The organism is Flavobacterium hibernum (assembly GCF_000832125.1).
In the GTDB taxonomy this organism is placed as follows: Bacteria; Bacteroidota; Bacteroidia; order Flavobacteriales; family Flavobacteriaceae; genus Flavobacterium; species Flavobacterium hibernum.
Genome location: NZ_JPRK01000003.1, coordinates 138,604 through 162,545, shown reverse-complemented (window position 1 = coordinate 162,545; position 23,942 = coordinate 138,604). Strand labels below are relative to the sequence as shown.

The window sequence follows — 23,942 nt, the reverse complement described above, 5'->3', positions numbered from 1 at the left end:
TTATTTAAAGGTTGTTGAATAAAAAGTCGAAATCTGCAGTTAGCTCCGCTTCATAAGCTAGCAATCCCCAATATTCACGGGAAGCCTCGATATGTACATTCTCTGCCTGTTCAAGCAAAATGCGTATCTGTAAAAGTTCGCTTAGCGTAATTAAACCGCTTTTGTACCTTGCGAGGTACATATTGTACGCATCTTGCGACTGCTGTACGGCCAGCTTCGTTTTCTGAAGCTGTTGGTATTGCTGAACAATTTTTGCCTGCGAAGCAGATAAATCTGCTTGCATTGCCAGCTGGTACTGTGATTGAAGTAGCTTCGTACTTTCGGCTTCTTTAAACAGTTGTTCGCCTTTCATCCGGTTAGTATGCAGATTAGTCAAATTCCAGGTAATGCCGACACCTGCCAAAAAATTATTGGTGGTATTGCTGAACCCGTCTTTCCATGCTCCCGATACGTTTCCGTTAGGGCTGATGCCAGTGCCCCGATAAGCATAACCACCCAGCAAGTTGATCGAAGGCAGAGAAGCTCTTTTTTGTGCCTCACCACTTAAAGTATAATACTCCGACTGCTTGTCTAGCGCATCTAATATGGGGTGCGAAGGATTAATGGTATTTAATTTATTTAAACCATTTTCTGTGGGATTACCGAAACGGTCGATTGATGCTGTGAAATCTATGGTATCATTGGCATACAACTCCAATAGTTTAATATAAGAAGCATTTTTAAAGCCATACCATTTGTCATGCTCGCCCATTGCCTGCACATACGATGATGAAGCAAGCAAGCTGTCTGCCGCAGGTCTTAGGCCTGATGCTGACAATCCCGAAGTTATTTTCCGGATGTCGTCAAGACGTTCGGCATTCTTTTGGGTCCATTGCAGCTTAGCATTATTGTAAAGAAGAATGATGTACCTTTCAGATAATGTCTTTTTTAGGTTGAGCAGGTAAGCATCTTTATCGCTGACCGATTTGTTATATAAAGCACCCGCAGCCTCGTTCTGCTTACGGAGCTTTCCGAAAGAGAACATTTCAAAATTCACAATAGCGGAGCCAAAGGTATTGGCTGCGGTAGAACTACCATCTAATGGTACTGGGCCATTTACGTTAAAAAAACCAGGCTGTGGGAAAAAACCACCTGCACTACCTTCGTAAGTTCCATAAGTATTTTGTGCCTGTGCGTTAATTTGGGGAAGCATATTGCCCTTAACTGCCCGTTGGTTGAATTTTGCGGCATCAATCTCCGATGTTTTTGCACTAATACCCGGATAATTTTCTTCAACTTTAGGCCACAAACTGCCTAAGGTGTGTTCCTTGTGTTGCTGCGCATATAGCGGAAAAGCAACAACAACGGCTAGCCACAACAAAGTGACCGCCATAATATGTTTTATCATATTGATGTACGATTTTTAAAAGCCGTCATGACGACTTCAGTTTATTTTTTAAAAAGGGAAAAAATAGAAATACATCCTAAATGAGACATTGCGTTCAAATTAGGAAAAGAAACTAAAGGGAGAAATGAATGAGAAGTTTTCGGTATTCTAAAAAGATAGAGATAGAATTACGAATTTTTCCACTACCACCATAAAGTGGGTGTTTAGTTTCTTTTCTTTCTTGGCGGATACCAAAAAAGAAAATAGTAGTAACTGCAAGAAGAATTACTGGTAATAAATCGTGAGGACTATACGATGATTTATGATCAATTTGGCTATCGACAAAATCAATCTGTGAACATTTTTCAAATGTATTTACAGATAAATTATGGTTGCCTTTAGGTATACCTTGTTCAGTTTTTGGAGGGAAACCAGCAAGTGTTTTAATACTAGCCTTAACTGAGCAAGATGAAAGAAACATCACAAGAAATGCAGCGAATACAAAAAGGTATCGCTGAAAACTTTTTAGACTATGTGATATTTTATTATCCATCAATATGCTAAAATACTTTAATTAAACTAACAATCCAAACGAAAGCCTGTGTTTTAATATTTTTTAACATCCACTACTATTTTAATTTGACGCTTTAGATAGTTTAAATTACCTGGTTAATTCATTCTTTTGTTCTGTCCACTCGTTAATACCACCTAAATAAATACTTAGGTTTTTAATTCCGTTTCTTCTCAATATAGAGTATGCCATTGCAGCTCGCACTCCGCTTTGGCAATGAACAATGACAGGCTTATCTTTACTGATTTTTTGAATATTTTTTTCTAATGAAGTAAGAACAATATTTTCTACACCTTTGATATGTCCGTTGTCGTATTCGCTTTCGGTTCGCACATCTATGATTTGAACATCTTTCTTGTTCAAGTGCTTTTTCAGTTCCTCAATGTTAACGAGATCGGATTTTTCCAGTGCCACATTCATCTTATTTAAGCTGATCACAAACCCGTAGATGTTGTCCATCCCGATACGCATCATCTTACGTGTCAGATCCTCCATGTGGTTTTCATCAGTTATCAATACAATTTGATGTTGATAATCTATCAAAGAACCTACCCAAGTGGAAAATGATTTTCCGTTTTCTATATGCAGGCTTCCCGGAATGTGAGCTTTGGCAATCTCGTTTTTATTGCGGGTATCAATAATCAGTAATTTGTTATCTATTGCTTTTTGAAAAGAGGTCGGGTTAAGTGTTGGATGAATAGGAACCTGTATCAGCAACGGTCGATCTACTTTATTCAAGTGCTTCATCATAGCAAAATATTTTGGTGGTGTTGGCTGCCCGTTCAAGATGTAGTGCACAAACCCCTTTTCATCATTTTTAAATTGGAATGCTTTGCTGTTCTGCTTTTCTTCCCTTAGTGTAGAATGAGGAATGGTACTTAGGCTCTTACCGCAGAATGATCCAGCCCCGTGTCCAGCCCATATCTCCAAATCATCAGGCAATTTTGAAAACTTCTGTATGGAAGCATAAAGCTGTTTTGCGCCAAGCTCCTGTGAGCCTTCTTGCCCAGCTGCTTTTTCCAGTAGGTCAGGACGACCAACATCGCCCACGAAAATAAAATCTCCCGTAATGGCTCTTTGTGGTGTTACAGGAACTTTCGTATCTCTTACCAAAAAAGTGATGCTTTCAGGTGTATGTCCGGGTGTGTGCATTACGCTAATTTCTACCTGTCCAATGAAGATTATACTGCCTTCCTTCAATCCCGTATGTGGAAATTGATATTGCCAATCTGTTCCTCCCTCATCAGATAGTAACAACTCTGCACCTGTGGCAGCAGCCAATTCACGGGAGCCACTTAAAAAATCTGCATGGATGTGCGTTTCAGTTGCTTTAATTATTTTGAGATTGTTAATTTTGGCAATTTCCAAATAGGTATCTATGTCGCGTTTGGGGTCAATAACAATAGCTTCTTTGGTATTCAGATCACCGATGACAAAACTTGCCTGTGCAAGTGTTTCATCATATACCCGCTCAAAAAAATAGCTTTGGGCTTGTAATTTATTTCCGTGAAAGAACAAGATTATAAATACAACCATAATAGTCGTAAACTTTCCTTTGATTAGCATAATCAACATTATTTAGAAATTCTTAACTCGCAAAGTTAGGCTATCTGTTTTCATTACACTGTAACTTTTGTTACATTGGTGGAATTGATGTTTTGTTATTCTTCTTTTTTAGTTGATAGGTAAAATTGAGATAGAGATTATTTTCATGCAGTTTTGTTGTACTATTCAAAGGTAAGCGAGTAATGTGCATATAACCAATGTCAAATTTTACATTTGGTACAAGTTTGTATTCGATATTCAGCCCTAAACGATCGTGATCAAAGAAATGATGGTATGTTGTGCCAGAAAGATTAAAAAGCAATTCGTCAAAAACACCAATCTTTAGTCTTCCAGTAAAGTCGTAGCGAAAGCCAAAACGGTTTCGAAGCCGGATGATGTCTGCTTGATTGTTGTCAAATATTCGATATTCGGCAGCTGACCTATCTACTATATAAAATTTTTTCAGTATCTCGTGTTGTAATTCAACTGCCGCCGAAAAACGAATTTCACTGCTTGGTATAGTAGTTTCGTCTAAATGTTTTTGAATAATCTTGTAGTTCTTAAAATAAGCTAAGGGAGATAAGGAAAATTTCACATCTTGACTGTGTTGATAATGTAACCAATTCCTGAAAGCAAACATCAAGTTTTCACCTAACATATTCTCGTTTTCAAAGCCGTTTTGTCTCCTGTGCTGAAGCTCGTTATCTATTTTAAATTTTTCGCCGACTGGAATGCTCAAGGTACCTCGAAACCAAGCGTTGTAATGATCTTGTGCCTGTAAAGTTTGAGCAATAGATATCCATATCGCTGTTACCAGCAATCTTTTAAACCAATACATAAACGTTAATTAATGAGGTAGCTTATTTCTAAAATAACCATACACCCATGTGCCAACAATCGCAAAGAATAAAGTTATAATCATCACAGTCACTCCAGTTCCAATTTGTGCGAAAATAGGTCCAGGACACGCACCTGTAATAGCCCAGCCTAAACCAAAAATAAGTCCACCAATGATCTGACCTTTATTAAATTTCTTATCATGAAACTCTATTTTTTCGCCATAAATGGTTTTTATATTAAGTTTTTTAATCATAAAGACCGAAATTGCACCAACTATAACAGCACTACCAATAACACCGTACATATGAAAAGATTGAAAACGAAACATTTCTTGTATGCGGTACCAACTGATTATTTCGGCTTTTATAAATACTATTCCGAATAATAAACCTACTATTAAGTATTTGATATTGTGGTACCATTTGTGCTCTAAATGGCTTTCATTTATGCATACTGTGTCTAATGAGCGGGTTTCGAAATCTTTGTTTTTATCTATATTTTTCATTTGTATTATAATTTAAAGAGAGAGAATTATTGGAAGTATAATGTTTGCCATAATTAATCCGCCAATAAAAAAGCAGCAAGTAGCAATTAGCGATGGCAATTGCAGATTTGATAATCCAGAAATTGCATGTCCACTTGTGCAGCCACCTGCATAACGAGAACCAAAACCTATCATAAAACCACCGACAACCATCATTAAAAATCCTTTTATTGTAAAGAGATTTTCCCAAGAAAAAATTTCTTGTGGCAACATTCCGTTGATATTTTTTATACCGTAGCTTGCTAATTCAGTTCTCAAATTCTCATTAATGATTATAGGGTTTGGATTGGCTAAAAAACTAAAAGCGATTACACCTCCAATTAGTATTCCAACTACAAAAAATATATTCCAAATTTCTTTTTTCCAATCATATTTAAAAAAAGAAATATTAGCTGGCAAACAAGCTGCACAAGCATGACGTAAATTGGCACTAATGCCAAAATTTTTATTTCCTAAAATTAATAATGCTGGTACTGTAAGCCCCACTAACGGACCGGCTACGTACCAAGGCCAGGGTTGTTTCAAAAATTCTAACATTTATTTTTATATATTTTCGTTAATTAATCTTTCCAATTCGTTTAAGGGGACTATGCCCGACTGACGCCAAAGCTGTTTACCATTTTTAAATAATAATAAGTGGGTACACTTCGTACTTTATGTGTTGTTGCTGCTTGAGGTTAATTGTCAACATCAATATTAATAATGCTTGCATCATCTCCTACATATTTCTTTTGAAGCTGCAGAATAAAAAATCTTGAGTTGTATCGAAAGGTGTCGTATGGCTTTCTGAAATGCAAAGGATTTTGTCGAAGCCATTTTCAAGTGTTTTGGTTAAACTTTGTTCAGAATATTGTTCGATTTCAAGACCACTGCATTTTGTTGGTCCGCTTTCGGAAAAAGTTCCAATCATCATGAAGCCAGTTACAGACATCCTTGCTATGTGCAAATATTTTTCAATTTGTTCTGTTGTTGTTAGGAAGTGAAATGCTGCTCTATCATGCCAAATATCATATTGTGTATTGGGTTGAAATTCTGTAATATCACTAACTATCCAATTTACTTTTTTAGCTTTGTCTCCTAAGCGATTTTTAGCTTTTTCAAGTGCTTTTGCTGATATATCAAGAACACTAATGTTCTCATACCCCTGATTAAGTAAATGGTCAACTAATTTGCTGTCGCCACCTCCTATATCAATAATTTTTGCCTGTTTCTCCAATCTGAACGAAGAAATAAAATCAAGAGATGTTTTAGGCATTTCCTGTGTCCAGCTTACCTGGTTAGGGTTTTTAGTTTCGTAAACGTTTTCCCAATGCTGTTTTTTGTTATTTGTATCCATAATCACTAAATCTTTAATTTCCAACATTAAATTTGTTTAACTAACATACTTCTTCATAGGCTGTATTCTCCAATTTTTTGTTGTTTTTTGATATAGATGTATTGCAAGCCGAAACACCATAACATCCTATATTAAGTATAGGCATTAAAGAAAATAATCCACCCATTACCACAAACCACCATTCTTTTGACTGAATACCCTGTGCTATCACGAAAATGCCTAATGCCAATCGCAATACACGCATAAAATTCCAAGTTCTTAGATAGTTTTTCATAATCAATTTATTTTTCCAATAGCACAGCTCACATACGATTTTGCTTTTTTTAATAGGTCATTATTTCCTTTTTCGGGATAACCCATTTTTGAAAGAGCATTTATAAGAAATATTTTTTCAACCGTAGCATCAATAGTTACGGTTTCGGTGTCTTTGTCAATACTTACATTTTCAACACCATTTATTTTCATTAAAGCGGTTTTTATGCTGTTCATACAGCCACCACATTTAATGTTTTCTACTGCTATATTGTGTATCATCTTATTTTCTTTCTAAAAGTGCTAATGCCAAATGGCAAATACAAGGGGCAAAAACTAATGAATGATGTAAGCACAAATACTACTGCTAATATGCCTAATATGATTGCCAATGTTCCTGAAATGACATTTGTAAAGTACAAAACACCTATAACTACAGCAACTAGTATTCTGATTACTTTATCGACTGTTCCCATGTTCTTTTTCATTTCTCTATTTTTTTATGAGGTTAATAAACACTTCCGAGTTGGCTCTTGAAGGAATGCTGTTATAACATTCATCCATTGTTTTGATGAAATAATGCGGTTCAAAAACAGGTTTGTATTCGCAAGGGCAACCTCCAAAAGGTGGAAACGGTTGGTTAAATTGTTTGTCGAATAGCACACCTATTATTTTACCGTTTCCGTTGAGTATTGAAGCTGTTTTTTTTGAATATTCAATTCTTCTAGCAGGTGGAATGGCACAAAAAAATGTTTGCTCAATGATCAAATCGTAACTACCCTGATGATTGAAAAAGTCTTCGCACAAAACGTTTATCTGTGTTTTGTCAGCAAACTTTTCTTTTAACGCTTCAACTGCTTTTGGTGCAATATCTATTAGTGTAATGTTCGTAAATCCATTCGCTATCAAAAATTCTGCTTCATAGGCATTGCCACAACCCGGAATAAGAATAGCTGCATTTTTATCATGGTATTGTGTCATATACTCCGTAATAGCGGGCGAAGCCTGTCCCATATCCCATCCTGTTTCATTTTTCTGCCACCGTTCATTCCAATAGTTTTGGTCAAGTGGGTTTTCGCATTGTGTTACGCAACAGGCTATATTATTTTCTTCTTTACTCATTTATCAACTGATTTACATTTTCCCAAGTGCCACCGTTTATAACATTCTGAAAACCGCTCTGCTCCAAAATACTTTTTGCCTGTCCGCTTCTATTTCCACTTCTGCAAAAAACAACGATATTTTTCTTGCCCTTGAATTTTGGTAATTCCATTGGTACTTTATCCAATGGAATATTTACCGCTCCTTTTGCACTGCCTGCCGAAAACTCGTCAGGTGTGCGAACATCTACTAAAAACGCACCGTCTTTTATAGCTTCTGATAATTGACTGTTATCTGTTTTGCCAAATATTGCTGAAAAAAGTCCCATAGTTTTAAATTTTAAGCTTTTGTACAAGATGTTTCATTACATCCAATTGTTTTACCATTTTCTGCTAACCACTCTTTCATTCCTCCAGAAAAGTTTTTCACGTTTTTAAAGCCGTTTTTGGCAAGGATCGAATAGGCAATGGCTGATCGGTCGCCTGCCTGACAATGTATAACCACCTGTTTGTCTTTGCTGATTTTACCCAAGTTGTCCATTAATGTTCCAACAAAAACGTTTTCTGCACCTTGAACGTGTCCTGCTTCATATTCCGATGCACCACGAACATCTACTATCTGCACATTATCCTTTCCTATCTGGGTTTTAAATTCTTCCAAAGAAATGACATCTGAAGTATGGAGCTCAATTCCTGTAGCATTTACATCCGAAATGTATCCGAAAATGTTGTCCAAGCCGATACGCATCAATTTACGGGTCAAATCTTCCATCTGACTGTCTTCGGCTACCAAAATAAACTGCTCTTGGTAATTCAATAACCAACCGCACCAAGTAGCGAAAGAATTATTACCCTGAATGTTTAGCGAATTAGGAATAAAACCTTTGGCAAATTCTACTTTATTGCGGGTATCTATTACCTTCATGCCTTTTTCATAGGCAGAAATAAACTGCTCTTTGGTTAGCTCTGGATGTTTCGGAACATCTATAAGTAACGGACGATCAACTTTGTTTAAGTGCTTCATCATCGCAAAGTATTTCGGTGGTTCAGGCTGGTCGGCTAAAAGGTAGTCGATGAACCCTTTTTCATTTTCGCTGTATTGAAGCGCCCAGTTTCTAATTTTCTCATAGCCAACTGTAGAACTTGCTACGGCTCCTAAAGCCTTGCCACAAGCAGAACCTGCGCCATGTCCCGACCATACCTGCACATATTCTGGAAGTGCCGCAAACTTTTTCAAGGACTGGAACATTTGTTTGGCTCCATCTTCTTTTGTACCAGCAAGTCCAGCAGCTTTTTCGAGTAAGTCAGGACGGCCTATATCACCCACAAAAACAAAATCACCTGTTAGTACTATAACGGGCTTATCTGTCGCCGGATGATCAGTTAATAGAAAGCTTATACTTTCTGGCGTATGGCCTGGTGTATGTATTACTTCTAATGTGAGGTTGCCCACTCTGATAATATCCCCTTCTTTTAGCCCTTTGTGAGGGAACTGGTACTGCCAATCTTCGCCTCCTTCGTCTGAAAGGTACATTGTTGCGTTTGTTACTGCTGCAAGTTCCCTTGAACCACAAAGAAAGTCTGCATGAATGTGAGTTTCAGCTATGTGTGTAATACGGAGGTTGTTTTGTTTTGCGATGTCGCTGTATATATCAATATCACGTTGTGCATCGATTACTATGGCTTCCCCAGTTTTTTGACAGCCAATAACATAACTGCCTTGTGCTAAACTCTTATCATAAACGTGTTGAAAAAACATATTCTTTAGTTTTTAATTAATTTTAAATGAAATTACCCAATTGATTTTTTAGCCAGATACCAATCTACCTGCTCTAATTCCTTATCGGCTTTTCTTGCCGCCAAAGCTTCTATTGTTTTTGGAGCACCCACAATTACTTTGTCTCCAGGCTGCCAATTAAGTGGCATTGCTACTTTATGTTCATCCGAAGTTTGTAGAGCAAGCAATGAGCGTTTAATTTCGTCCATATTTCTTCCCACGTTTAGTGGATAATACATTATCAAACGTACTTTCCCTTCGGGATCCATTATAAAAACGGCACGAACAGCTGCTGTTTCACTTTCACCTGGTTGTAACATTCCATAAAGTTTTGAGACTTCCATCGAAATATCTGCAATTATTGGAAAATCAAATAAAATTCCTGTTTTTTCATGAACTGCATTTACCCAGGCAATATGAGAATGAATACTGTCAATACTTAAACCAATTAATTTGGTATTGTGTTCCGCAAAGAAATCTTTTTCAAGTGCAAAACCACTCATTTCTGTTGTACATACAGGTGTAAAATCAGCAGGATGTGAAAAAAATACTACCCAACTTCCTTTATTATATTCAGAAAATTTTAAAATTCCAGTTGTTGTCACTACGTCAAAGTATGGAGCTATATCGCCTATTCTTGGCATTGTATTTTTAATTTCTTGTGTTTCCATTTTTCTATTTGTTTATAATTTATAATGCTAAATTACCATGTTGTTTTTTCCTGTACAGCTACTTTGGTTACACAAGGATGTTTTTTTACCTAATTAGGCAATTTCGTTTTTTTTTAATCTAGCTCGGCTACTAGTAGCTTGTATCGTCTAGCTTTACTTTGCCCTTAAAGGTCTTATACAAAAAGATAAAGTACCCCGCTAGTAAAGGAGTTCCAATAACAACAATGGTCAGCATAATACCTAAAGATTTTTGTGATGATGCTGCGTTATATATGGTTACGCTATATTTTGGGTCAATCGTAGAAATCAATAAGGTTGGGTATAATTGTAAAGCAACAAGACCGAGTAATAAAGCCATTGTTAATGATGAAAAAATCAGGGCTTGCATATAGCTTTTTTTAGAAGCGAGGCGAGGCACATTTGCAACTGCCAAGAAGGAAAGTATTGGAGTAATAAAATAGAAAGGGTTATTCCTGAAAGTTGTTGTAACCTCTGGGATGAATATTAGGGTATAGAGTGTTGTAATGCCAAAGGTTATTATAAAAAATATTATTCCTTTTTTCAATAGAAAAGTCAGTCTAGAGTGTAATCTTCCTTCGGTCTTTATCAAAAGGTAAATTGCCCCTTGTGTCATAAATAATGATAGCGTTGTAAGACCTACCATTATTGCATATGGATTTAAAAAAGAGAAGAACATACCGCCTTTATAGCTATGATTTTCTCCCAGCGGGAAACCTTGTAAAATATTACCAAGAACAATCCCTAATAAAAAGGCAATCATAATACTGGAAACACTATACACAATATCCCAAGTTTTTCGCCACCATAGCATATCTTCTGTACTTCTGAATTTGATTGCAGCTGCCCTAAGAATATTAAACATTAGGAAAAGCATAAACGGAACGTACATTGCCGACAACATAGTAGCATACATTACTGGAAAACAAGCAAATAATGCACCACCGCCAATAACCAACCATACTTGATTGGCATCCCAAACTGGAGCAATGGCATTAATTGCCACTCGACGGCTTAAATCCTTCTGAAAAACAAATGCCAAGCTCCAGCACCAAAATCAAATCCCTCAAGTATGGCATAGCCGGAAAATAAAAGACCAATAACTAAATACCACAAGGTTGGATAGTCTATTCCTAAAAAATATTCCATAACTATTGATTTTAATTCTTTAGAAAGATTGAAAATTAACCAGTGTGCTGCTTTCTTCGTAAGGCCCGTGTTTTATTTTTTTATTGACCATATAGATAAATAGTACAAATAATAGTGCATAAATGATTGTAAACATAATTAATGAAAATACGATTTGATTAGCTGAAACCTCTTGCGAAAAAGCATCGCTGGTGCGCAAATGACCATAAACAACCCAAGGTTGTCTTCCCATTTCGGCGGCATACCAACCTACTTGATTGGCAATTTGAGGTAGTATTACCGAAAATGAAAATATCCATAATAGCCACCTGGTTTCAAATAATTTTCCACGCCACCATAAGAAACTAGCATATAATGTCAATCCTATTAGCAACATTCCGATAGCAATCATGATGTGATAAAATTGAAAAACGGCATTGATTTGGCTTGGTCTATCTTTAACGGGAAAACTATTTAAACCAGTTATAGGAGCCTTAAAATCTTGGTGTACCAAAAAAGATAATCCTCCAGGGATTTTCAAACCTGTCACTTCTTGTTTTTCTTTATCTACCCAACCAAAAAGATATAAATCGGCAGGAGCTGACTTTTTAAAATGACCTTCCATAGCGGCTAATTTTGCTGGTTGATTTACAGCAACTCCATCAGCAGAGCTGTGCCCAGAAATTAATTGTGATAATGAAAAAATGGTCGCTACAACTAAAGCAATTTTAAAAGCTTTTTTAGAAATTTCTACATAACGTCCTTTGATTAAATAGTAAGCATGAACGCTTAAAACCAAAAATGCACCAGCTAAAAATGATCCTTGCCAAGTATGCACTAATCTGTCCATGCTTGATGGATTGAATACCATTGCCCAAAAATCGGTCACTTCAGCTCTTGTGTTTAATCCCTCTCCAACAATATGATAGCCCGCTGGAGTTTGCTGCCAAGAATTTGCAACCACAATCCAAACTGCTGAAAACATTGAACCGAGAAACACGCCTATTGTTGAGACTAAATGTACCCAAGGTTTTACTCGATGCCAGCCAAAAAGGAGTACACCTAGAAAAGCACTTTCTAAACCAAAAGCAAATAAACCTTCAGCAGCTAAAGCACTTCCAAAAATATCGCCTACATATCGCGAATAGACAGCCCAATTGGTACCAAATTCAAATTCCATGATGATACCAGTTGCTACTCCGATACCAAAAGTCAGTGCAAATATTTTAATCCAAAAACGTGTTAAAATTTCGTATTCTTTTTTACCAGTTTTGAGGTATAAACTTTCCATAATGACCATTATCAATCCAATGCCAATACTTAGTGGTGGATAGATGTAATGGAAAGCAATAGTAAATGCAAACTGAATTCGAGCCAGAATTTCTACATCCATAGCGTTGTGTTTTTAAACATTGATAAGTGATATTTGGTATGGGCGTAATAAATAAATTCAGGCGATACAACCTAGGTAGCTAAGCTGTGCCTTTTAAAATTTTGTTCCAATATAGCCAAGGCAATACTTTTGTTTTCAGTATCCACATTGTCCAACGTGGTTTTGCTTGATTGAATGGAAATGTCATTTTTGGTTTGTTGTTATAATCAAACTCTGCCAGCATTAATTTTCCGTATTGCGTCGGTATCGGGCAAGCACTGTAGCCATCATATTGAGCGGTTACAGGTTGTTTATCCATTACTTCTAATAAGTTCGTAACTACAACTGGTGCTTGTTTTCGTATTGCCGCTCCGGTTTTACTACAGGGTGCATTGGTGCAATCTCCCAAAGCAAAAACATTGGGAAATCTTGAATGCTGCATTGTGTTTTTATTGACCTCTACATAACCATAGGGATTTGAAGCATCTGCTAAGGGGCTTTTTTTAATAAAGTCTGGGGCAGATTGGGGAGGTACTGCATGGCATAAATCAAATGAAAGAGTAACTTTATTTGCTAAATCAGTTTGTGATGCTTCGTTAATACTATAACAAGCAGCTGTCGTTTCTGATAATGACTGCTTTATTGAACTTGGAGTGCTTTTGGTTTCGAACTCGATTGTTTTATTATTTGCATCAATTCCTATTGTATTAGCACTATAATGTACTTTTATATTACCTTTTTTTAATACTTCTTCTAATGTTGCTTTATATTCAGGCACACCAAATATAACTGTTGCCCCAGAAATATAATGTATGTCACATTTGTCTAAAACACCTTTCTTACGCCAATAATCTACAGCCAGATACATGATTTTATGTGGGGCACCACCACATTTAATAGGCGTGGATGGGTTAGTAAAGACTGCTATACCGCCTTTAAAATTTTTAATCATTTCCCAAGTATATGGTGCTGAATTAAAATTATAATTACTGCTTACATTGTTTTTACCTAAGGTTTCTTTTAATCCTTTTATTTTATTCCAATCTAATTGGATACCCGGACAAACAATTAAATAATCGTATGAAATTTCTTTTCCAGAACTGCAAATTACTTTGTTTGAAGTAGGATTAAATTCAGCAACTGCTTCTTTTATCCATGTCGCATTTTTTGGAATAAAATCCTTTTCATTACGGATAGTCTTTTTAATATCAAAAATTCCTGCACCAACTAATGTCCACGCAGGTTGATAATAATGATTTTCTGAAGGCTCAATAATGCCAATACTTAACCCATTTCTTTTACGAAGTAATTATGATGCAACAGATAATCCTGCATTTCCACCGCCAACGATAACTATTTGATAATGCTTTTCCATATTATTATGATTTTAGTTTAATAAAGTTTCTTTGATGATGATGTAAATACCCATAAGCAGTACAAACCAACCGAAAGCAGGCTTTAGTTTTTTACCATCTATTTTTTTAGATAGATAGCTTCCGATAAGCACTCCGGTAATGGCGAGAGCCAAAATTTTAAAAAGAAATATCCAGTCTATTGTATAATGTGTAACGGAAATGGCAAAGCCAAAAAGGGAATTAAGAGCTATGATTACTAGCGAAGTACCGATTGCTTTTTTAAATTCTAAACGCAATAAATTGACTAGGGCAGGAATGATTAAAAAGCCTCCACCAGCGCCGATTAATCCGGTAACAAAGCCCACAAATATTCCCTGAATAACGATTAATAATGTACTTACGGTGGGCGTGTCGGTAGGTAAACAATCTTCTCCTTTACATTTTTTTATCATGCTGTATGAAGCGAAAATCATCAATACAGCAAAAAGCAACATCAAAAGAATGTTTTTGGTAACGGTAAAAGCTGCAATACTGAAAACTTCTTCAGGAATAGCGGGAACGATGTAAGCCCTAGTTAGAAAAACGGCTACAATTGATGGAATACCAAATATAATAGCTGTTTTGATGCTTACCAATCCTTTTTTGAAATAAGAAAAAGAGCCGACGACGCTTGTGGAGCCAACTATAAAAAGAGAATAAGCTGTAGCTAATAATGCATCAAGACCAAATAGATAAACGAGAACTGGAACAGTAAGGATGCTGCCTCCGCCGCCTATTAACCCTAAAGAGATACCTATAAAAATTGATGCTATATACCCTGTTATGTCCATAGATTTTTAAATTGTTACAACAAATTTGCATCAATTCAAAAACCTGCACAGCTACTTTTGTTACATAAGGGTTATTTTATTTCTACCTAGCCTAACCTTACCTATTTCTTCTAACTGTTTGAGTAACCTTGACACCACTACACGGGCAGTCCCAAGTTCATTAGCTAATTGTTCGTGGGTGATGTGCAGAATATTATTTTCAGTAAGTTCACGCTTTTTAATCAACAAATTCAATAAACGTTCATCTATTTTCTTAAAAGTGATGGCATTAACAATTTCCAATAATTCTTCAAAACGTTTATGGTATAAACGAAAAATATAATCTAGCCATTGCGGATATTCCTTAATGAATAAGGATACTTTATCCATGGGCAAAAAAAGTATTTCCGCATCTTCTTCCACTTCAGCTTTTACCTTACTTGTTTCATTGTGCATACCGCCTAAGAAAGACATGATACAGCTTTCACCAGCTTTGATATAGTAAAGCAAAATTTCTCTACCATCTTCTTCTGTCCGTATTACTTTCAGCGTACCTTTGGTTACAATTGGAATAGAACGGATGGAAGCATTTTCATCTAGTATAACACTTCCTGCTTCATATTCTTTTCTTATGCTATATTCATAAAGTTTGCCTATCAATTCAGGAGAGGTCTTAAATTCTGTTATTTGTTCTAATGGTTCCGTTTGCATTTTTTTAAGACTTACTAATTAATAATATTTGTTGTTGCGGTGTTGATTTATTCCGTAATAGAAAAATGTAACCTACAAACTTACATTATCTTCCTTTAATACTTTGTGACTTTTGTTACAAAGTTAATAGTTTCATCCCTTTTGTATCAAATGCTGCAAGTCGGGATCATTTTTAATTCGTTCCATTTCATTTTCAACAATACTAAGAATATCTGATTTTATTTGACGGTAATTGCTTTCAATTTCTTGTTTCATTTTGTCCTCTCCTTGGTCATTGACAAAGGAGAGGATTTCTGGTATCTTCTGATAGACTTTAGTTTCTGCGGCTATCTTTTCATTATCCACTACAATTTCAGCGTGGAAAATCTTTTGTTCGATACGCTCATCAAAATTATCCGAAACGGAACCCACAAACATACCCTGTGTAAGTGTTGAAATTTTGGAAGCCGGAATAAGGCTATCTAACTGTGTTGAAATAGAGGTAGATTTATCATTCCTGTTAATCGTCATACTCTGGCGTTTCTGTAAAACCTTCCCGAAACGTTCCGAAAGGCTTTTTGCCGTTTCACCAACTACCTGTCCACTGAAAATATTACCAACGGTATTTTGTATAACCTTAGCTTCTTTATCTCCGTAATCACGGATAAGCTGGGAAAAATCTTGAAAACCTAAGCACACGGCTACCTTATTACTTCTCGCCGTTGCAATCAAATTATCCAATCCCCTGAAGTAAATAGTGGGTAGCTCATCAATGATAACAGAACTCTTCAATTGTCCTTTTTTGTTGATGAGCTTTACAATTCTTGAATTGTACAATCCCAACGCTGCTGAATAAATATTTTGACGGTCGGGATTATTACCAACACATAAAATTTTTGGCTCTTTTGGATTGTTGATGTCTAAAGAAAAATCATCGCCAGTCATTACCCAGTACAACTGCGGGCTAATCATTCTTGACAACGGAATTTTTGCAGATGCGATTTGTCCCTGTAATTGGTCTTGTGCTCCGCCTTGCCACGCATCCATAAAAGGCGATAAGTAATTTTCCAAATCAGGATATGAAGTTAAAATCGTGAATACGTCCGAATACTTTTTGTTCAGTAATTCAATAGCGTGTGGAAAGGTACAATACTTACCGTTTTCATAGATTTTCAGATACCAAATAATAGCAGCCAAAAGAATGATTGGGCTTTCCACGAAGAAATCCCCTTGCTTCTGTATCCAGCTTCGGTTGAGGTTAAGCATTATGGTATAAGCCGCTTCATAAGCATCCGAAATGTCCGTCATAAAGTCGGGGTTCAAAGGATTACAACGGTGGCTCTTGCGTGGGTCGTCAAAATTTATCACATAAAATTTCGGCTGAACTTTGTATTTATCCCGATGCTTCAATAAGTGGTTGTATGCAATGGTAGATAGGTCGTCAAACTTGAAATCGTAGATGTACATTGAGAAGCCTTTCTCAATCTGCTGCTTGATGTAATTGTTTACGATTGCATAAGATTTTCCTGAACCCGGAGTACCCAACACAATCGAGGCTCGAAAAGGATTGACTATGTTAATCCAGCCATTGTTCCACTTTCCTTTGTAATAAAACTTCGTGGGGAGATTGACAGAATATTCGTTTTCCATTAAACGAGTTTCCTGCTGAAAACTTTCGTTCTCGTTGTTGAATACATCGTCCATCAGGTTGTTGCGGAGCAAACGGCTCATCCAAACTCCGGCTACCATTAAAGCAACATAACCTAAACCTGTAGAAAGAATATATAGAAATGTGGCAGTAAGTAAAGGTAACTTCAATAATGGAAAGTTCAGAAAAAATAGGACAAAGCCAATTGCCAAAGCCACATAGATTTTAGACCAGGTTATCTTCTCATTTTTTACGCCTTTAGTTCCCAGGCAGCTTAAAGCCAGCAATACCAACGCAAATACTTTGGTGTATAAATTTTGCGAAAACAAACCCGCAGTTCTGTCGAAATTCCCTAAAATTTTGTTGATTATTTCTAATGTCCATCCACGTTCTTTAAAGAAACCGTAACAGAACCAGTAAAGATGCATCAGTACCAAAAGAATACTTACTGCCCTCATAAAAGCCATTATCTTGGCAAGCCCTCTTAAATCGTCTTCTCCCTGCATCATTTTAAGATTTAATGTTCGGGCGTGAATTTAAAGGCTGTTGCTATCGGCTCTTAAAATGTGGAAGTTATTGGCGGTATTTGGCGGTATTTGGCTAAATGTTTATTACTGACTTCTTTTGCGTTTACGCTTCTTCTTCATTTTATTAGCAAAATCTTGTTCCTCATAATCTTCGCCCTGTGCTTCGGGAAGCAAACCGCCTAATGCTTCAATCAAACCGTCTTCGTGTTTTTCAGTAGTATTCAGGAAGTCGAACAAGTGATGAGGTTCTTCCGCAGAAAGATCTGCATCATTTGGTCTTGATATTTTCGATTGTAATTCAACTGGCTCTTTTATCCCAGATTTGATATTATTATTCCAATAATCATTAAAGGTATTGGCAGAAAGTTCCTTGCCCAAACGTGAACCGTTCCAAACCGTTTTAGAATTGTGGTCTATAAAAGTTATACCATAAATTCGACCTGTGTCATTCCTACGAACCACAACGTTAATGCCCTGTTCGCTCAACTGATTTTTAAAAGCCTGTTCGTTATTTGTAGATTGCAGAGCAAAGGTAACGGCAGCTTTAATGGTTGGTTTTGTCGGGTGGTTTTTTAAAGCCTCTTTGCTTTTTGCAAAATGCAATTCTAAAGCAGGAAGTCCAGCACTTTTTCCGAATAAGGAAGCCTTGAATGGATGCCCGGCTCTTTCGCCTTTCTCATTTAACGGGATGTACAACAAACCCTGTTGCATTTTCCCTAGCAATTCGCCCTCCACTTTTTCGGCGGTAATATTGAACAGGGAAAGCAAAGCATTATATTCACCCAAAGTTTGGTACTGGTAGTAGTTAGGCAGGTGGCGGACAACCGAAGCGATTTGGCTTTTTACATCTCCAGCTTTGTAATCTACCGGATGGAAAATCTTGTCTTTCTGTTTATGTTCTTTATCAGCTGCGGTTATCAATCCATATTTCCTTTCCAGTTCACGGCAAATATTCATAGACCGCATTTTCTCGAATTTATCTGAAATCTTTTTGCCTTCTTCGTCCACGCAAACCGATACGATATGAATGTGACTGCGGTCAATATCGGTATGTTTAAATACCACAAAAGGCTGTTCGCCGTAACCCATTTCCCGCATATACTGCTCTGCCATTACCCGATATTTATCATCGCTTACCTTATCTTTCGGGTCAGGATTGAGCGAAATATGCAACGTATGTTTTTCTGTATTTCGGTTCGCTATCAAATAAGGCGCAAAAGATTGGGCTAATTGTGCCACGGAATAATGCCCGTTAGCAGTTTCAATCATCTTATTGGCAAACAAAATTTTTCCATTTTCATTCTCCACTTTGAGCTGATTGTATGCCAATGCTCCGTATACATTTCCACTTCTGCCGATTTTTGCTATCATTTCTAAGACTATTTTTTCAAATGTTTTGCCTCAAATTCTTCAGTTATCTGAATGATTTTTTGGCATAGCATCGCCATTTCAGCCGTCTGTTTTTCTAATTTGTAAAGGAACGCTGCGGCTTTTTTCTCGGAAAAATTCTTGTACAATAGTTTTACAATCTGGTTATAATTTACTCCTACGGAGCGAAATTGACTGTGAAACGAGGTCAATCGCATATAAAAATCAACCGTTCCCTTGTCAATTTTAACCGATTTCATTTCCTTACTGAACAGCAGGGAAATGATAAACTTTGCTTTATTGGGCATTCCCGATGCTTCAAAAAGCGATAAAAGTTTGGCATTTTCTTCGTCTGTAAGACGGAAAACGTGGCGGTGGATGCTTGGATCGGTTTTCGGTGTCCGTCCGCCCTTATTCTGTTTTTTGTTACTGTTCTCGTTCATCACTAATCCATTTTTAATCCACACAAAACCTCGACTTCGGAGAGCGTTTTCTGCCCCCTGCTAAGGGCAAGTTGTTTTGAGGCACTAACTCGGTTTCGAGTGCCTCAAAACACAACTTGCCGTGTTCCGGTGAACACAAAAATCCGCCCTGCGGGACGGATTAAATGTAACAGGAAAAAACGGCTTGAAGCCGTTCTGCTTCGTGTCCATTTTATCAAGATGCTTTGCATAAATCCGTTAGTAAAATTCATTTTACAAAGTAACCAACTGTTAATAAAAGTATTGCAATGTGATACTAGGACAAACTCTGCCTTTGGAAGCCAAACACTGCCACACATCAATAATGAGCCAATTCGATCGCTTTATTTGCCGTATAGTTTTAGTGCAGGTAATAAAAAATGTATTAGGGGTAAAAAATAAATTGGGTTTTAGTACAAATATTTTGGAATAAAAGCATATGGTTTTAAAAGCATAAAACAATAAAAGTGTAAAAGCATAAAAGCGATAAAGCAATTTACTAGCTACAAGGTTTACCAGTTGCTAAAAATGATTACCCACCAAGCGGTAATGAAAGCAAATAACAATCAAGAAAATTTCCAAAAAGGGAATACAGGCATACGGGAAATAGGTGCTATTTAAATACACCAATATTCAAACCTGTCAAACAAATAAAATGTGTAACAATAAATCTTTAAATAATGGAAACAGAAAAGAAAACTTTAAAAATCAGTTTTTCAACGCCTAAAGGCGGTGTTGGAAAATCTACTATGACTGCACTACTTTCAAGTGTATTGCATTATCGTTTAGGATTTAATGTCCTTGTAATGGATTGTGATTTTCCACAACACAGCTTAGCCAATATGAGAGAAAGGGATTTGAAAACTATTATGCAGAATGATTACCATAAAAGATCTGCAATGAAATTGTATCAAAGCATCAATAAAAAGGCATATCCGATTATCAGTTGTAAAGCGGAGGATGCCTTGTCAAAGGCTTTGGAATACGTAAATCAATCTACAATAGAGCCTGATATAACTTTTTTTGACCTTCCCGGCACAGCTAATACAAAAGGTGTGCTTACTACCTTAAGAACAATGGATTTTATTTTTTCTCCAATCAGTGCTGACCGTCTGGTTATGGAAAGTACGTTGAGCTTTACTAAAGCATTCCTTGGCTTACCCGAAACTGCTGAGAGTAATGAGGATCAGAAAATGTGGATGTTTTGGAACCAGGTAGATGGCCGGGAAAAGACAGGAATATACGAGGCTTATCAAAGTGTCATTAACGAGCTTGATTTATCTGTAATGACCTCAAAAATCATGGATAGTAAACGTTTCAGGAAAGAAACGGATGATACCTTGAACAGTGTATTCCGGTCAAGTTTGCTACCTGCCGAACCACAGCTTATGAAAGTAACTAGAATGGATTTGTTTGTTGAGGAGTTTTTAAAAATTGTTAACCTCTAAAATAGTTAAGTATGTCAACAGATAAGAGAAGAAAAGACTTCGATAAACCTGTTGTTGATGAAGAATTAATCATGAATATCATGAGTGGTAATCAGTCTTTTACTGTACCCGAAGCCAATCAACAACAGGAAATACAGAAGGAAACAAAACCAAAAGAAAAAGCCCGCAATAGTTCCTCAAAGAAGGTGGATTATGAGGAGACATTTCTGGTCAATCGGTTTCCTTCAGGTCGAAACGGAAAGGTCGTTTACATACGTCCCGAATACCACGAAAGGTTAATCCGCATTGTGCAATTAACAAGAGAAGAAAAGACTACACTCTATTCTTATATCGACAACATCCTTGAACACCACTTTAGGGAGTTTGGGGATGATATTACTGATTATTTCAACGAACGTTTTAAACCCATTTTATAGTTATGGAAATAGTAATTGTGATATGCCTGCTGATTGTGATTGCCCTGCTTGTGCAGGACAAGATTGTAATCAAAAAAAGTTCAGAAAGAAAACCGATACAGGAAAAAAGCAACCCTAAACTGCCCGATATTATGGGGCAACCTAGACCTAAGAGAAGCCTTTCGGTGCCAAACAATGCCACCGAAAGCCAAGTTGAAAAACCAGAAATAAATCCTGATAATTTTGACATAGAATACGACGAAAATGAAAACGTCGGCATTCAAATTCCGCAGGAAGAGCTGGACGAAGTTTTCAGTAATATGCCTGATTTTGGGGAAGAGGAGGAAGAATGGAATAGGTACGAATTATCCGATGGCGATAACGGTTTCGCCCAAGGGGTTACCTTTGAAGAACTAAGCTCCGTGGGGATACTGCTTCAAAAAGAAAAACTGGAGCAATCTCAAAAGGAAACAGCGATAGCTATAGTTCAGAAAATACAGGGAACCGAATTATTCAGCCTTTTGGAAAATTCTATGGAAGGCACTTCTCGTAAAATAGCAGAGCTATTGGATAGTAGCCTTTCTTCTGAAACGGAAACCAGTTCTTCCACTTTGCGGAAAAATGATTTGGAAAATTTCGACATTGGGGAGTTTGTATAGACTTCCCTTTGTCTTTTAAAACAACGAAGTATGGAAAGAGAATTGCCCAGTATAAATATCGAGGGAACAGATTTCTTGATCGATATAAATAAGGTCGAGTTAAGGGAAAAAAACAATCCAGTCAATACCATTTCAATTTACGTAATGAGCGATGTAGAAGATGGCTACGCTTTTAACTATAGTCTACAGGAGAAGAACATTCCGAACCTTATAAGTAACGGAGAAGACACTTCAGTAAAGATACCGGAACTCGTTGTGCTTGATCCAGCAGGAATGGCAGAAAAGTATAAGCTAACACCCCAAGAATTAGAAAATAAAACAGACTTCGACTTGATGGTGGATCAGACGGCATTCAATGACAGAACCCAAAAGGGAATGCTTCCTACAATCAATATTGAAGGTCATACCTTCTATGTTGATATCCGAATGGGTATGCTTCGTCCTAAAGATGATTTTTTGTCAAAAGGAATCGTCTTTGATGAAATAGATCATTACTTCTCCGAGGAAGCGAATGCTTACATCATTCCCTACAATCCCAAAATACATGAATTCCAAGAATTAGACTACGACAGCATTCTGGAATTACCAAAAGACCTTATCGCAGTTCAATTCCCTTTCCAAAGAGAACTTGACCCTATCGGATGGAATCGAAACGGAGGTTGGAATATCAAAGAAGATTTAAAACGTATAGGTTTAAAATCTCATTTTGAAGCAAAGACAATTCCCTGGAAGGAAACATTTCTACCACAAATAATAACAGAAAACCTGAAGGTGCTGAAAGAAAAAATGACCAAGAAAAAACTCCAAAACAAACCTGTTTTCTCTTCAAAAAAAGAGCAAGGAAACAAAGGACGAAAAATGTAGCCTTATAAAAAAGGATTAGAAAGAAGCCCGTCAGACAGCATTTTGTTCTGACGTGCTTTATGCCAAATTATTGATGAAATTACCACTCACTGCACAGCAATGTCCAGAAAACCTGTAAAGCGTGGGAGAATGGAGAAAGTAGCAACCTATCCATCTTCGCTGGCAGATTGCTTGAAATTATTATCTTAATTGGACTAAAGTATTTGGATATGTTATTAAATACGCAAATATTATAGGGTTAAACCTTTTTTAATAGCACACTTACAAACATCAACTCGCACCGCATTATAAGCTCCGAACAATGTTCCTTTTGTCGTATCCATTTGTTGGGTGTCGCTTATCATTGCGTATGCAAAAGCATCTTCAACGGTGTTTTTGAACACGGTGGAAATTTCATCTTCTGCACCTTTTTTGATAAGGTCAAGCGTTTCCTTATTCGGGCAAAGTGCCAATTGGATTAGCTTTTTAACCTCTTGGTCCGTTACCTTTACTTTTGCCCATTCGTTGAAAATACTCTCCAATTGATTGCTTAATGTGTTGGCAAGTCCCATAATCTTGTGAGCGTTCTCGATACGTTGTTTTGCTCCCGAAGTGTGTTTGATACGAACAACATTGGTCATACTGCGTAAAGATGCATTCAGCGTGTTTTGGCAAACAATACGGATAGGCGTAAATGCGGCTGTGATGCTTCCGCTACCATCGTGCGAAGTGGTAAGGAAAATGTACTTTTCTGTAACATCATCGCCATTGCCTACACGAATATAATCGGGCAATTTGGCTGTAATAAAAATGCGTTCTCCGTTGCCTATTGCTCCTGCGGTTTCGTACAGAATGCCCTCGTCACCGCCTACAATAGCATCAAAGAAATTAAAGGCTTCACGGTTTTGTACGATATGGTAATCCTTACCGACTACGCCCAATACGGCATTGTTATCGGTGCGTATGTTGGCGAAATAGTTAGGTACTTCCAATTCGCTACTGCCTATCTCTATACCGTTGGTGGTTTCGATAATGCCCGAACCTTTGGTAAATAGTGGGGATTTTACGACTTCGTAATCTAATCCTGCGTGTTTGATAGCTTCCTCGCTTGTTGGGTATTGCTCCACGATTTGCCCTAAACCGTACCACGCTTTTTGCTGAACGCTGAAAAATGAATAACGTCCTGTTCTCTCGTTGAAATTGATATTATGTGCCATAA

General features: G+C 37.0%; 25 protein-coding genes and 2 pseudogenes. 4 read left to right on the top strand and 23 right to left on the bottom strand.

From position 1 onward, the window contains the following. Positions 1–4 precede the first annotated feature (4 nt). From IW18_RS02720 to mobA, 22 genes and pseudogenes are all read right to left on the bottom strand, one after another. Positions 5–1,387, bottom strand: coding sequence for a TolC family protein (locus IW18_RS02720; protein WP_041516046.1), 1,383 nt, complete (start codon positions 1,385–1,387; stop codon positions 5–7). 112 nt (positions 1,388–1,499) lie between these two features. Further along, positions 1,500–1,919, bottom strand: a complete 420-nt coding sequence (locus tag IW18_RS02715; RefSeq protein WP_041516045.1) for a hypothetical protein — start codon at positions 1,917–1,919, stop codon at positions 1,500–1,502. A gap of 108 nt (positions 1,920–2,027) precedes the next feature. Next, positions 2,028–3,503 carry an MBL fold metallo-hydrolase gene (locus tag IW18_RS02710; protein WP_041516143.1) on the bottom strand — a complete coding sequence of 492 codons (1,476 nt, stop codon included), beginning with the start codon at positions 3,501–3,503 and terminating at the stop codon, positions 2,028–2,030. Positions 3,504–3,573: 70 nt separating this feature from the next. After that, a complete protein-coding gene (locus IW18_RS02705) occupies positions 3,574–4,320 on the bottom strand; it encodes a DUF2490 domain-containing protein (RefSeq protein ID WP_041516044.1) in 747 nt (248 codons plus the stop codon). 9 nt (positions 4,321–4,329) lie between these two features. Then, positions 4,330–4,827, bottom strand: a complete 498-nt coding sequence (locus tag IW18_RS02700; protein ID WP_041516043.1) for a DUF6691 family protein — start codon at positions 4,825–4,827, stop codon at positions 4,330–4,332. Between the two features lie 12 nt (positions 4,828–4,839). Beyond that, positions 4,840–5,403: a YeeE/YedE family protein gene (locus IW18_RS02695; RefSeq protein ID WP_041516042.1), complete on the bottom strand. Its 564-nt coding sequence runs from the start codon at positions 5,401–5,403 to the stop codon at positions 4,840–4,842. 181 nt (positions 5,404–5,584) lie between these two features. Then, positions 5,585–6,202, bottom strand: a complete 618-nt coding sequence (locus tag IW18_RS02690) for a class I SAM-dependent methyltransferase (protein ID WP_041516142.1) — start codon at positions 6,200–6,202, stop codon at positions 5,585–5,587. Between the two features lie 40 nt (positions 6,203–6,242). After that, positions 6,243–6,476 (bottom strand): hypothetical protein, encoded by a 234-nt coding sequence (locus IW18_RS02685; RefSeq protein WP_041516041.1) that lies wholly within the window; start codon positions 6,474–6,476, stop codon positions 6,243–6,245. A gap of 2 nt (positions 6,477–6,478) precedes the next feature. Further along, positions 6,479–6,736, bottom strand: a complete 258-nt coding sequence (locus IW18_RS02680; RefSeq protein WP_084607907.1) for a heavy-metal-associated domain-containing protein — start codon at positions 6,734–6,736, stop codon at positions 6,479–6,481. Continuing rightward, a complete protein-coding gene (locus IW18_RS22890) occupies positions 6,733–6,942 on the bottom strand; it encodes a YgaP family membrane protein (RefSeq protein ID WP_084607906.1) in 210 nt (69 codons plus the stop codon). Before IW18_RS22890 ends, IW18_RS02680 begins: the two co-directional genes overlap by 4 nt. Positions 6,943–6,946: 4 nt before the next feature. Continuing rightward, positions 6,947–7,576 (bottom strand): methyltransferase, encoded by a 630-nt coding sequence (locus IW18_RS02675; RefSeq protein ID WP_041516040.1) that lies wholly within the window; start codon positions 7,574–7,576, stop codon positions 6,947–6,949. Next, a complete protein-coding gene (locus tag IW18_RS02670; RefSeq protein WP_041516039.1) occupies positions 7,569–7,883 on the bottom strand; it encodes a rhodanese-like domain-containing protein in 315 nt (104 codons plus the stop codon). Before IW18_RS02670 ends, IW18_RS02675 begins: the two co-directional genes overlap by 8 nt. 11 nt (positions 7,884–7,894) lie before the next feature. Further along, positions 7,895–9,313, bottom strand: coding sequence for an MBL fold metallo-hydrolase (locus IW18_RS02665; RefSeq protein WP_041516038.1), 1,419 nt, complete (start codon positions 9,311–9,313; stop codon positions 7,895–7,897). A 32-nt stretch (positions 9,314–9,345) separates the two neighbouring features. Continuing rightward, on the bottom strand, positions 9,346–10,002 hold the full coding sequence (locus IW18_RS02660; RefSeq protein WP_041516037.1) for a peroxiredoxin: 657 nt from the start codon (positions 10,000–10,002) through the stop codon (positions 9,346–9,348). Between the two features lie 130 nt (positions 10,003–10,132). Then, positions 10,133–11,169 (bottom strand): annotated as a pseudogene (cydB, locus tag IW18_RS02655) (cytochrome d ubiquinol oxidase subunit II). Positions 11,170–11,188: 19 nt separating this feature from the next. Then, positions 11,189–12,541, bottom strand: a complete 1,353-nt coding sequence (locus tag IW18_RS02650) for a cytochrome ubiquinol oxidase subunit I (protein WP_041516036.1) — start codon at positions 12,539–12,541, stop codon at positions 11,189–11,191. A 79-nt stretch (positions 12,542–12,620) separates the two neighbouring features. Beyond that, positions 12,621–13,388 (bottom strand): NAD(P)/FAD-dependent oxidoreductase, encoded by a 768-nt coding sequence (locus tag IW18_RS23335; RefSeq protein WP_240475526.1) that lies wholly within the window; start codon positions 13,386–13,388, stop codon positions 12,621–12,623. A 519-nt stretch (positions 13,389–13,907) separates the two neighbouring features. Beyond that, entirely contained in the window at positions 13,908–14,705 is a 798-nt protein-coding gene (locus IW18_RS02640; RefSeq protein WP_041516035.1) for a sulfite exporter TauE/SafE family protein, read from the bottom strand. A gap of 60 nt (positions 14,706–14,765) precedes the next feature. After that, a complete protein-coding gene (locus IW18_RS02635) occupies positions 14,766–15,395 on the bottom strand; it encodes a Crp/Fnr family transcriptional regulator (RefSeq protein WP_041516034.1) in 630 nt (209 codons plus the stop codon). Between the two features lie 132 nt (positions 15,396–15,527). Beyond that, entirely contained in the window at positions 15,528–17,528 is a 2,001-nt protein-coding gene (gene mobC / locus IW18_RS02630) for a conjugal transfer protein MobC (RefSeq protein ID WP_041516140.1), read from the bottom strand. 105 nt (positions 17,529–17,633) lie between these two features. Beyond that, positions 17,634–18,920 carry a conjugal transfer protein MobB gene (gene mobB / locus IW18_RS02625; protein WP_041516033.1) on the bottom strand — a complete coding sequence of 429 codons (1,287 nt, stop codon included), beginning with the start codon at positions 18,918–18,920 and terminating at the stop codon, positions 17,634–17,636. An 8-nt stretch (positions 18,921–18,928) separates the two neighbouring features. Further along, positions 18,929–19,360: a conjugal transfer protein MobA gene (gene mobA, locus IW18_RS02620; protein WP_041516032.1), complete on the bottom strand. Its 432-nt coding sequence runs from the start codon at positions 19,358–19,360 to the stop codon at positions 18,929–18,931. Between the two features lie 698 nt (positions 19,361–20,058). Between mobA and IW18_RS02615 the strand changes: the two genes are divergently transcribed. The 4 genes from IW18_RS02615 to IW18_RS02600 are packed head-to-tail and all read left to right on the top strand — an operon-like array spanning position 20,059 to position 22,744. Next, complete coding sequence (locus IW18_RS02615) at positions 20,059–20,826, top strand: ParA family protein (RefSeq protein ID WP_034736763.1); 768 nt, start codon at positions 20,059–20,061, stop codon at positions 20,824–20,826. 11 nt (positions 20,827–20,837) lie between these two features. Then, positions 20,838–21,242, top strand: a complete 405-nt coding sequence (locus IW18_RS02610) for a DUF3408 domain-containing protein (protein WP_041516031.1) — start codon at positions 20,838–20,840, stop codon at positions 21,240–21,242. Positions 21,243–21,244: 2 nt separating this feature from the next. Beyond that, on the top strand, positions 21,245–21,880 hold the full coding sequence (locus IW18_RS02605; RefSeq protein WP_002978226.1) for a hypothetical protein: 636 nt from the start codon (positions 21,245–21,247) through the stop codon (positions 21,878–21,880). Between the two features lie 30 nt (positions 21,881–21,910). Beyond that, positions 21,911–22,744: a hypothetical protein gene (locus IW18_RS02600; protein ID WP_041516030.1), complete on the top strand. Its 834-nt coding sequence runs from the start codon at positions 21,911–21,913 to the stop codon at positions 22,742–22,744. Positions 22,745–23,022: 278 nt separating this feature from the next. Here the strand turns inward: IW18_RS02600 and IW18_RS02595 are convergent. Next, a pseudogene (locus tag IW18_RS02595) lies at positions 23,023–23,940 on the bottom strand (DUF932 domain-containing protein); the annotation flags it as partial. Between the last annotated feature and the right edge of the window lie 2 nt (positions 23,941–23,942).

What these genes read in the sequence shown, in the direction of transcription:
- IW18_RS02720 (WP_041516046.1), bottom strand. Translation starts at nt 1,387, where the DNA reads ATGATAAAACATATTATGGCGGTCACTTTGTTGTGGCTAGCCGTTGTT.
- IW18_RS02715 (WP_041516045.1), bottom strand. Translation starts at nt 1,919, where the DNA reads ATGGATAATAAAATATCACATAGTCTAAAAAGTTTTCAGCGATACCTT.
- IW18_RS02710 (WP_041516143.1), bottom strand. Translation starts at nt 3,503, where the DNA reads ATGCTAATCAAAGGAAAGTTTACGACTATTATGGTTGTATTTATAATC.
- IW18_RS02705 (WP_041516044.1), bottom strand. Translation starts at nt 4,320, where the DNA reads ATGTATTGGTTTAAAAGATTGCTGGTAACAGCGATATGGATATCTATT.
- IW18_RS02700 (WP_041516043.1), bottom strand. Translation starts at nt 4,827, where the DNA reads ATGAAAAATATAGATAAAAACAAAGATTTCGAAACCCGCTCATTAGAC.
- IW18_RS02695 (WP_041516042.1), bottom strand. Translation starts at nt 5,403, where the DNA reads ATGTTAGAATTTTTGAAACAACCCTGGCCTTGGTACGTAGCCGGTCCG.
- IW18_RS02690 (WP_041516142.1), bottom strand. Translation starts at nt 6,202, where the DNA reads ATGGATACAAATAACAAAAAACAGCATTGGGAAAACGTTTACGAAACT.
- IW18_RS02685 (WP_041516041.1), bottom strand. Translation starts at nt 6,476, where the DNA reads ATGAAAAACTATCTAAGAACTTGGAATTTTATGCGTGTATTGCGATTG.
- IW18_RS02680 (WP_084607907.1), bottom strand. Translation starts at nt 6,736, where the DNA reads ATGATACACAATATAGCAGTAGAAAACATTAAATGTGGTGGCTGTATG.
- IW18_RS22890 (WP_084607906.1), bottom strand. Translation starts at nt 6,942, where the DNA reads ATGAAAAAGAACATGGGAACAGTCGATAAAGTAATCAGAATACTAGTT.
- IW18_RS02675 (WP_041516040.1), bottom strand. Translation starts at nt 7,576, where the DNA reads ATGAGTAAAGAAGAAAATAATATAGCCTGTTGCGTAACACAATGCGAA.
- IW18_RS02670 (WP_041516039.1), bottom strand. Translation starts at nt 7,883, where the DNA reads ATGGGACTTTTTTCAGCAATATTTGGCAAAACAGATAACAGTCAATTA.
- IW18_RS02665 (WP_041516038.1), bottom strand. Translation starts at nt 9,313, where the DNA reads ATGTTTTTTCAACACGTTTATGATAAGAGTTTAGCACAAGGCAGTTAT.
- IW18_RS02660 (WP_041516037.1), bottom strand. Translation starts at nt 10,002, where the DNA reads ATGGAAACACAAGAAATTAAAAATACAATGCCAAGAATAGGCGATATA.
- IW18_RS02650 (WP_041516036.1), bottom strand. Translation starts at nt 12,541, where the DNA reads ATGGATGTAGAAATTCTGGCTCGAATTCAGTTTGCATTTACTATTGCT.
- IW18_RS23335 (WP_240475526.1), bottom strand. Translation starts at nt 13,388, where the DNA reads ATGTATCTGGCTGTAGATTATTGGCGTAAGAAAGGTGTTTTAGACAAA.
- IW18_RS02640 (WP_041516035.1), bottom strand. Translation starts at nt 14,705, where the DNA reads ATGGACATAACAGGGTATATAGCATCAATTTTTATAGGTATCTCTTTA.
- IW18_RS02635 (WP_041516034.1), bottom strand. Translation starts at nt 15,395, where the DNA reads ATGCAAACGGAACCATTAGAACAAATAACAGAATTTAAGACCTCTCCT.
- mobC (WP_041516140.1), bottom strand. Translation starts at nt 17,528, where the DNA reads ATGCAGGGAGAAGACGATTTAAGAGGGCTTGCCAAGATAATGGCTTTT.
- mobB (WP_041516033.1), bottom strand. Translation starts at nt 18,920, where the DNA reads ATGATAGCAAAAATCGGCAGAAGTGGAAATGTATACGGAGCATTGGCA.
- mobA (WP_041516032.1), bottom strand. Translation starts at nt 19,360, where the DNA reads ATGAACGAGAACAGTAACAAAAAACAGAATAAGGGCGGACGGACACCG.
- IW18_RS02615 (WP_034736763.1), top strand. Translation starts at nt 20,059, where the DNA reads ATGGAAACAGAAAAGAAAACTTTAAAAATCAGTTTTTCAACGCCTAAA.
- IW18_RS02610 (WP_041516031.1), top strand. Translation starts at nt 20,838, where the DNA reads ATGTCAACAGATAAGAGAAGAAAAGACTTCGATAAACCTGTTGTTGAT.
- IW18_RS02605 (WP_002978226.1), top strand. Translation starts at nt 21,245, where the DNA reads ATGGAAATAGTAATTGTGATATGCCTGCTGATTGTGATTGCCCTGCTT.
- IW18_RS02600 (WP_041516030.1), top strand. Translation starts at nt 21,911, where the DNA reads ATGGAAAGAGAATTGCCCAGTATAAATATCGAGGGAACAGATTTCTTG.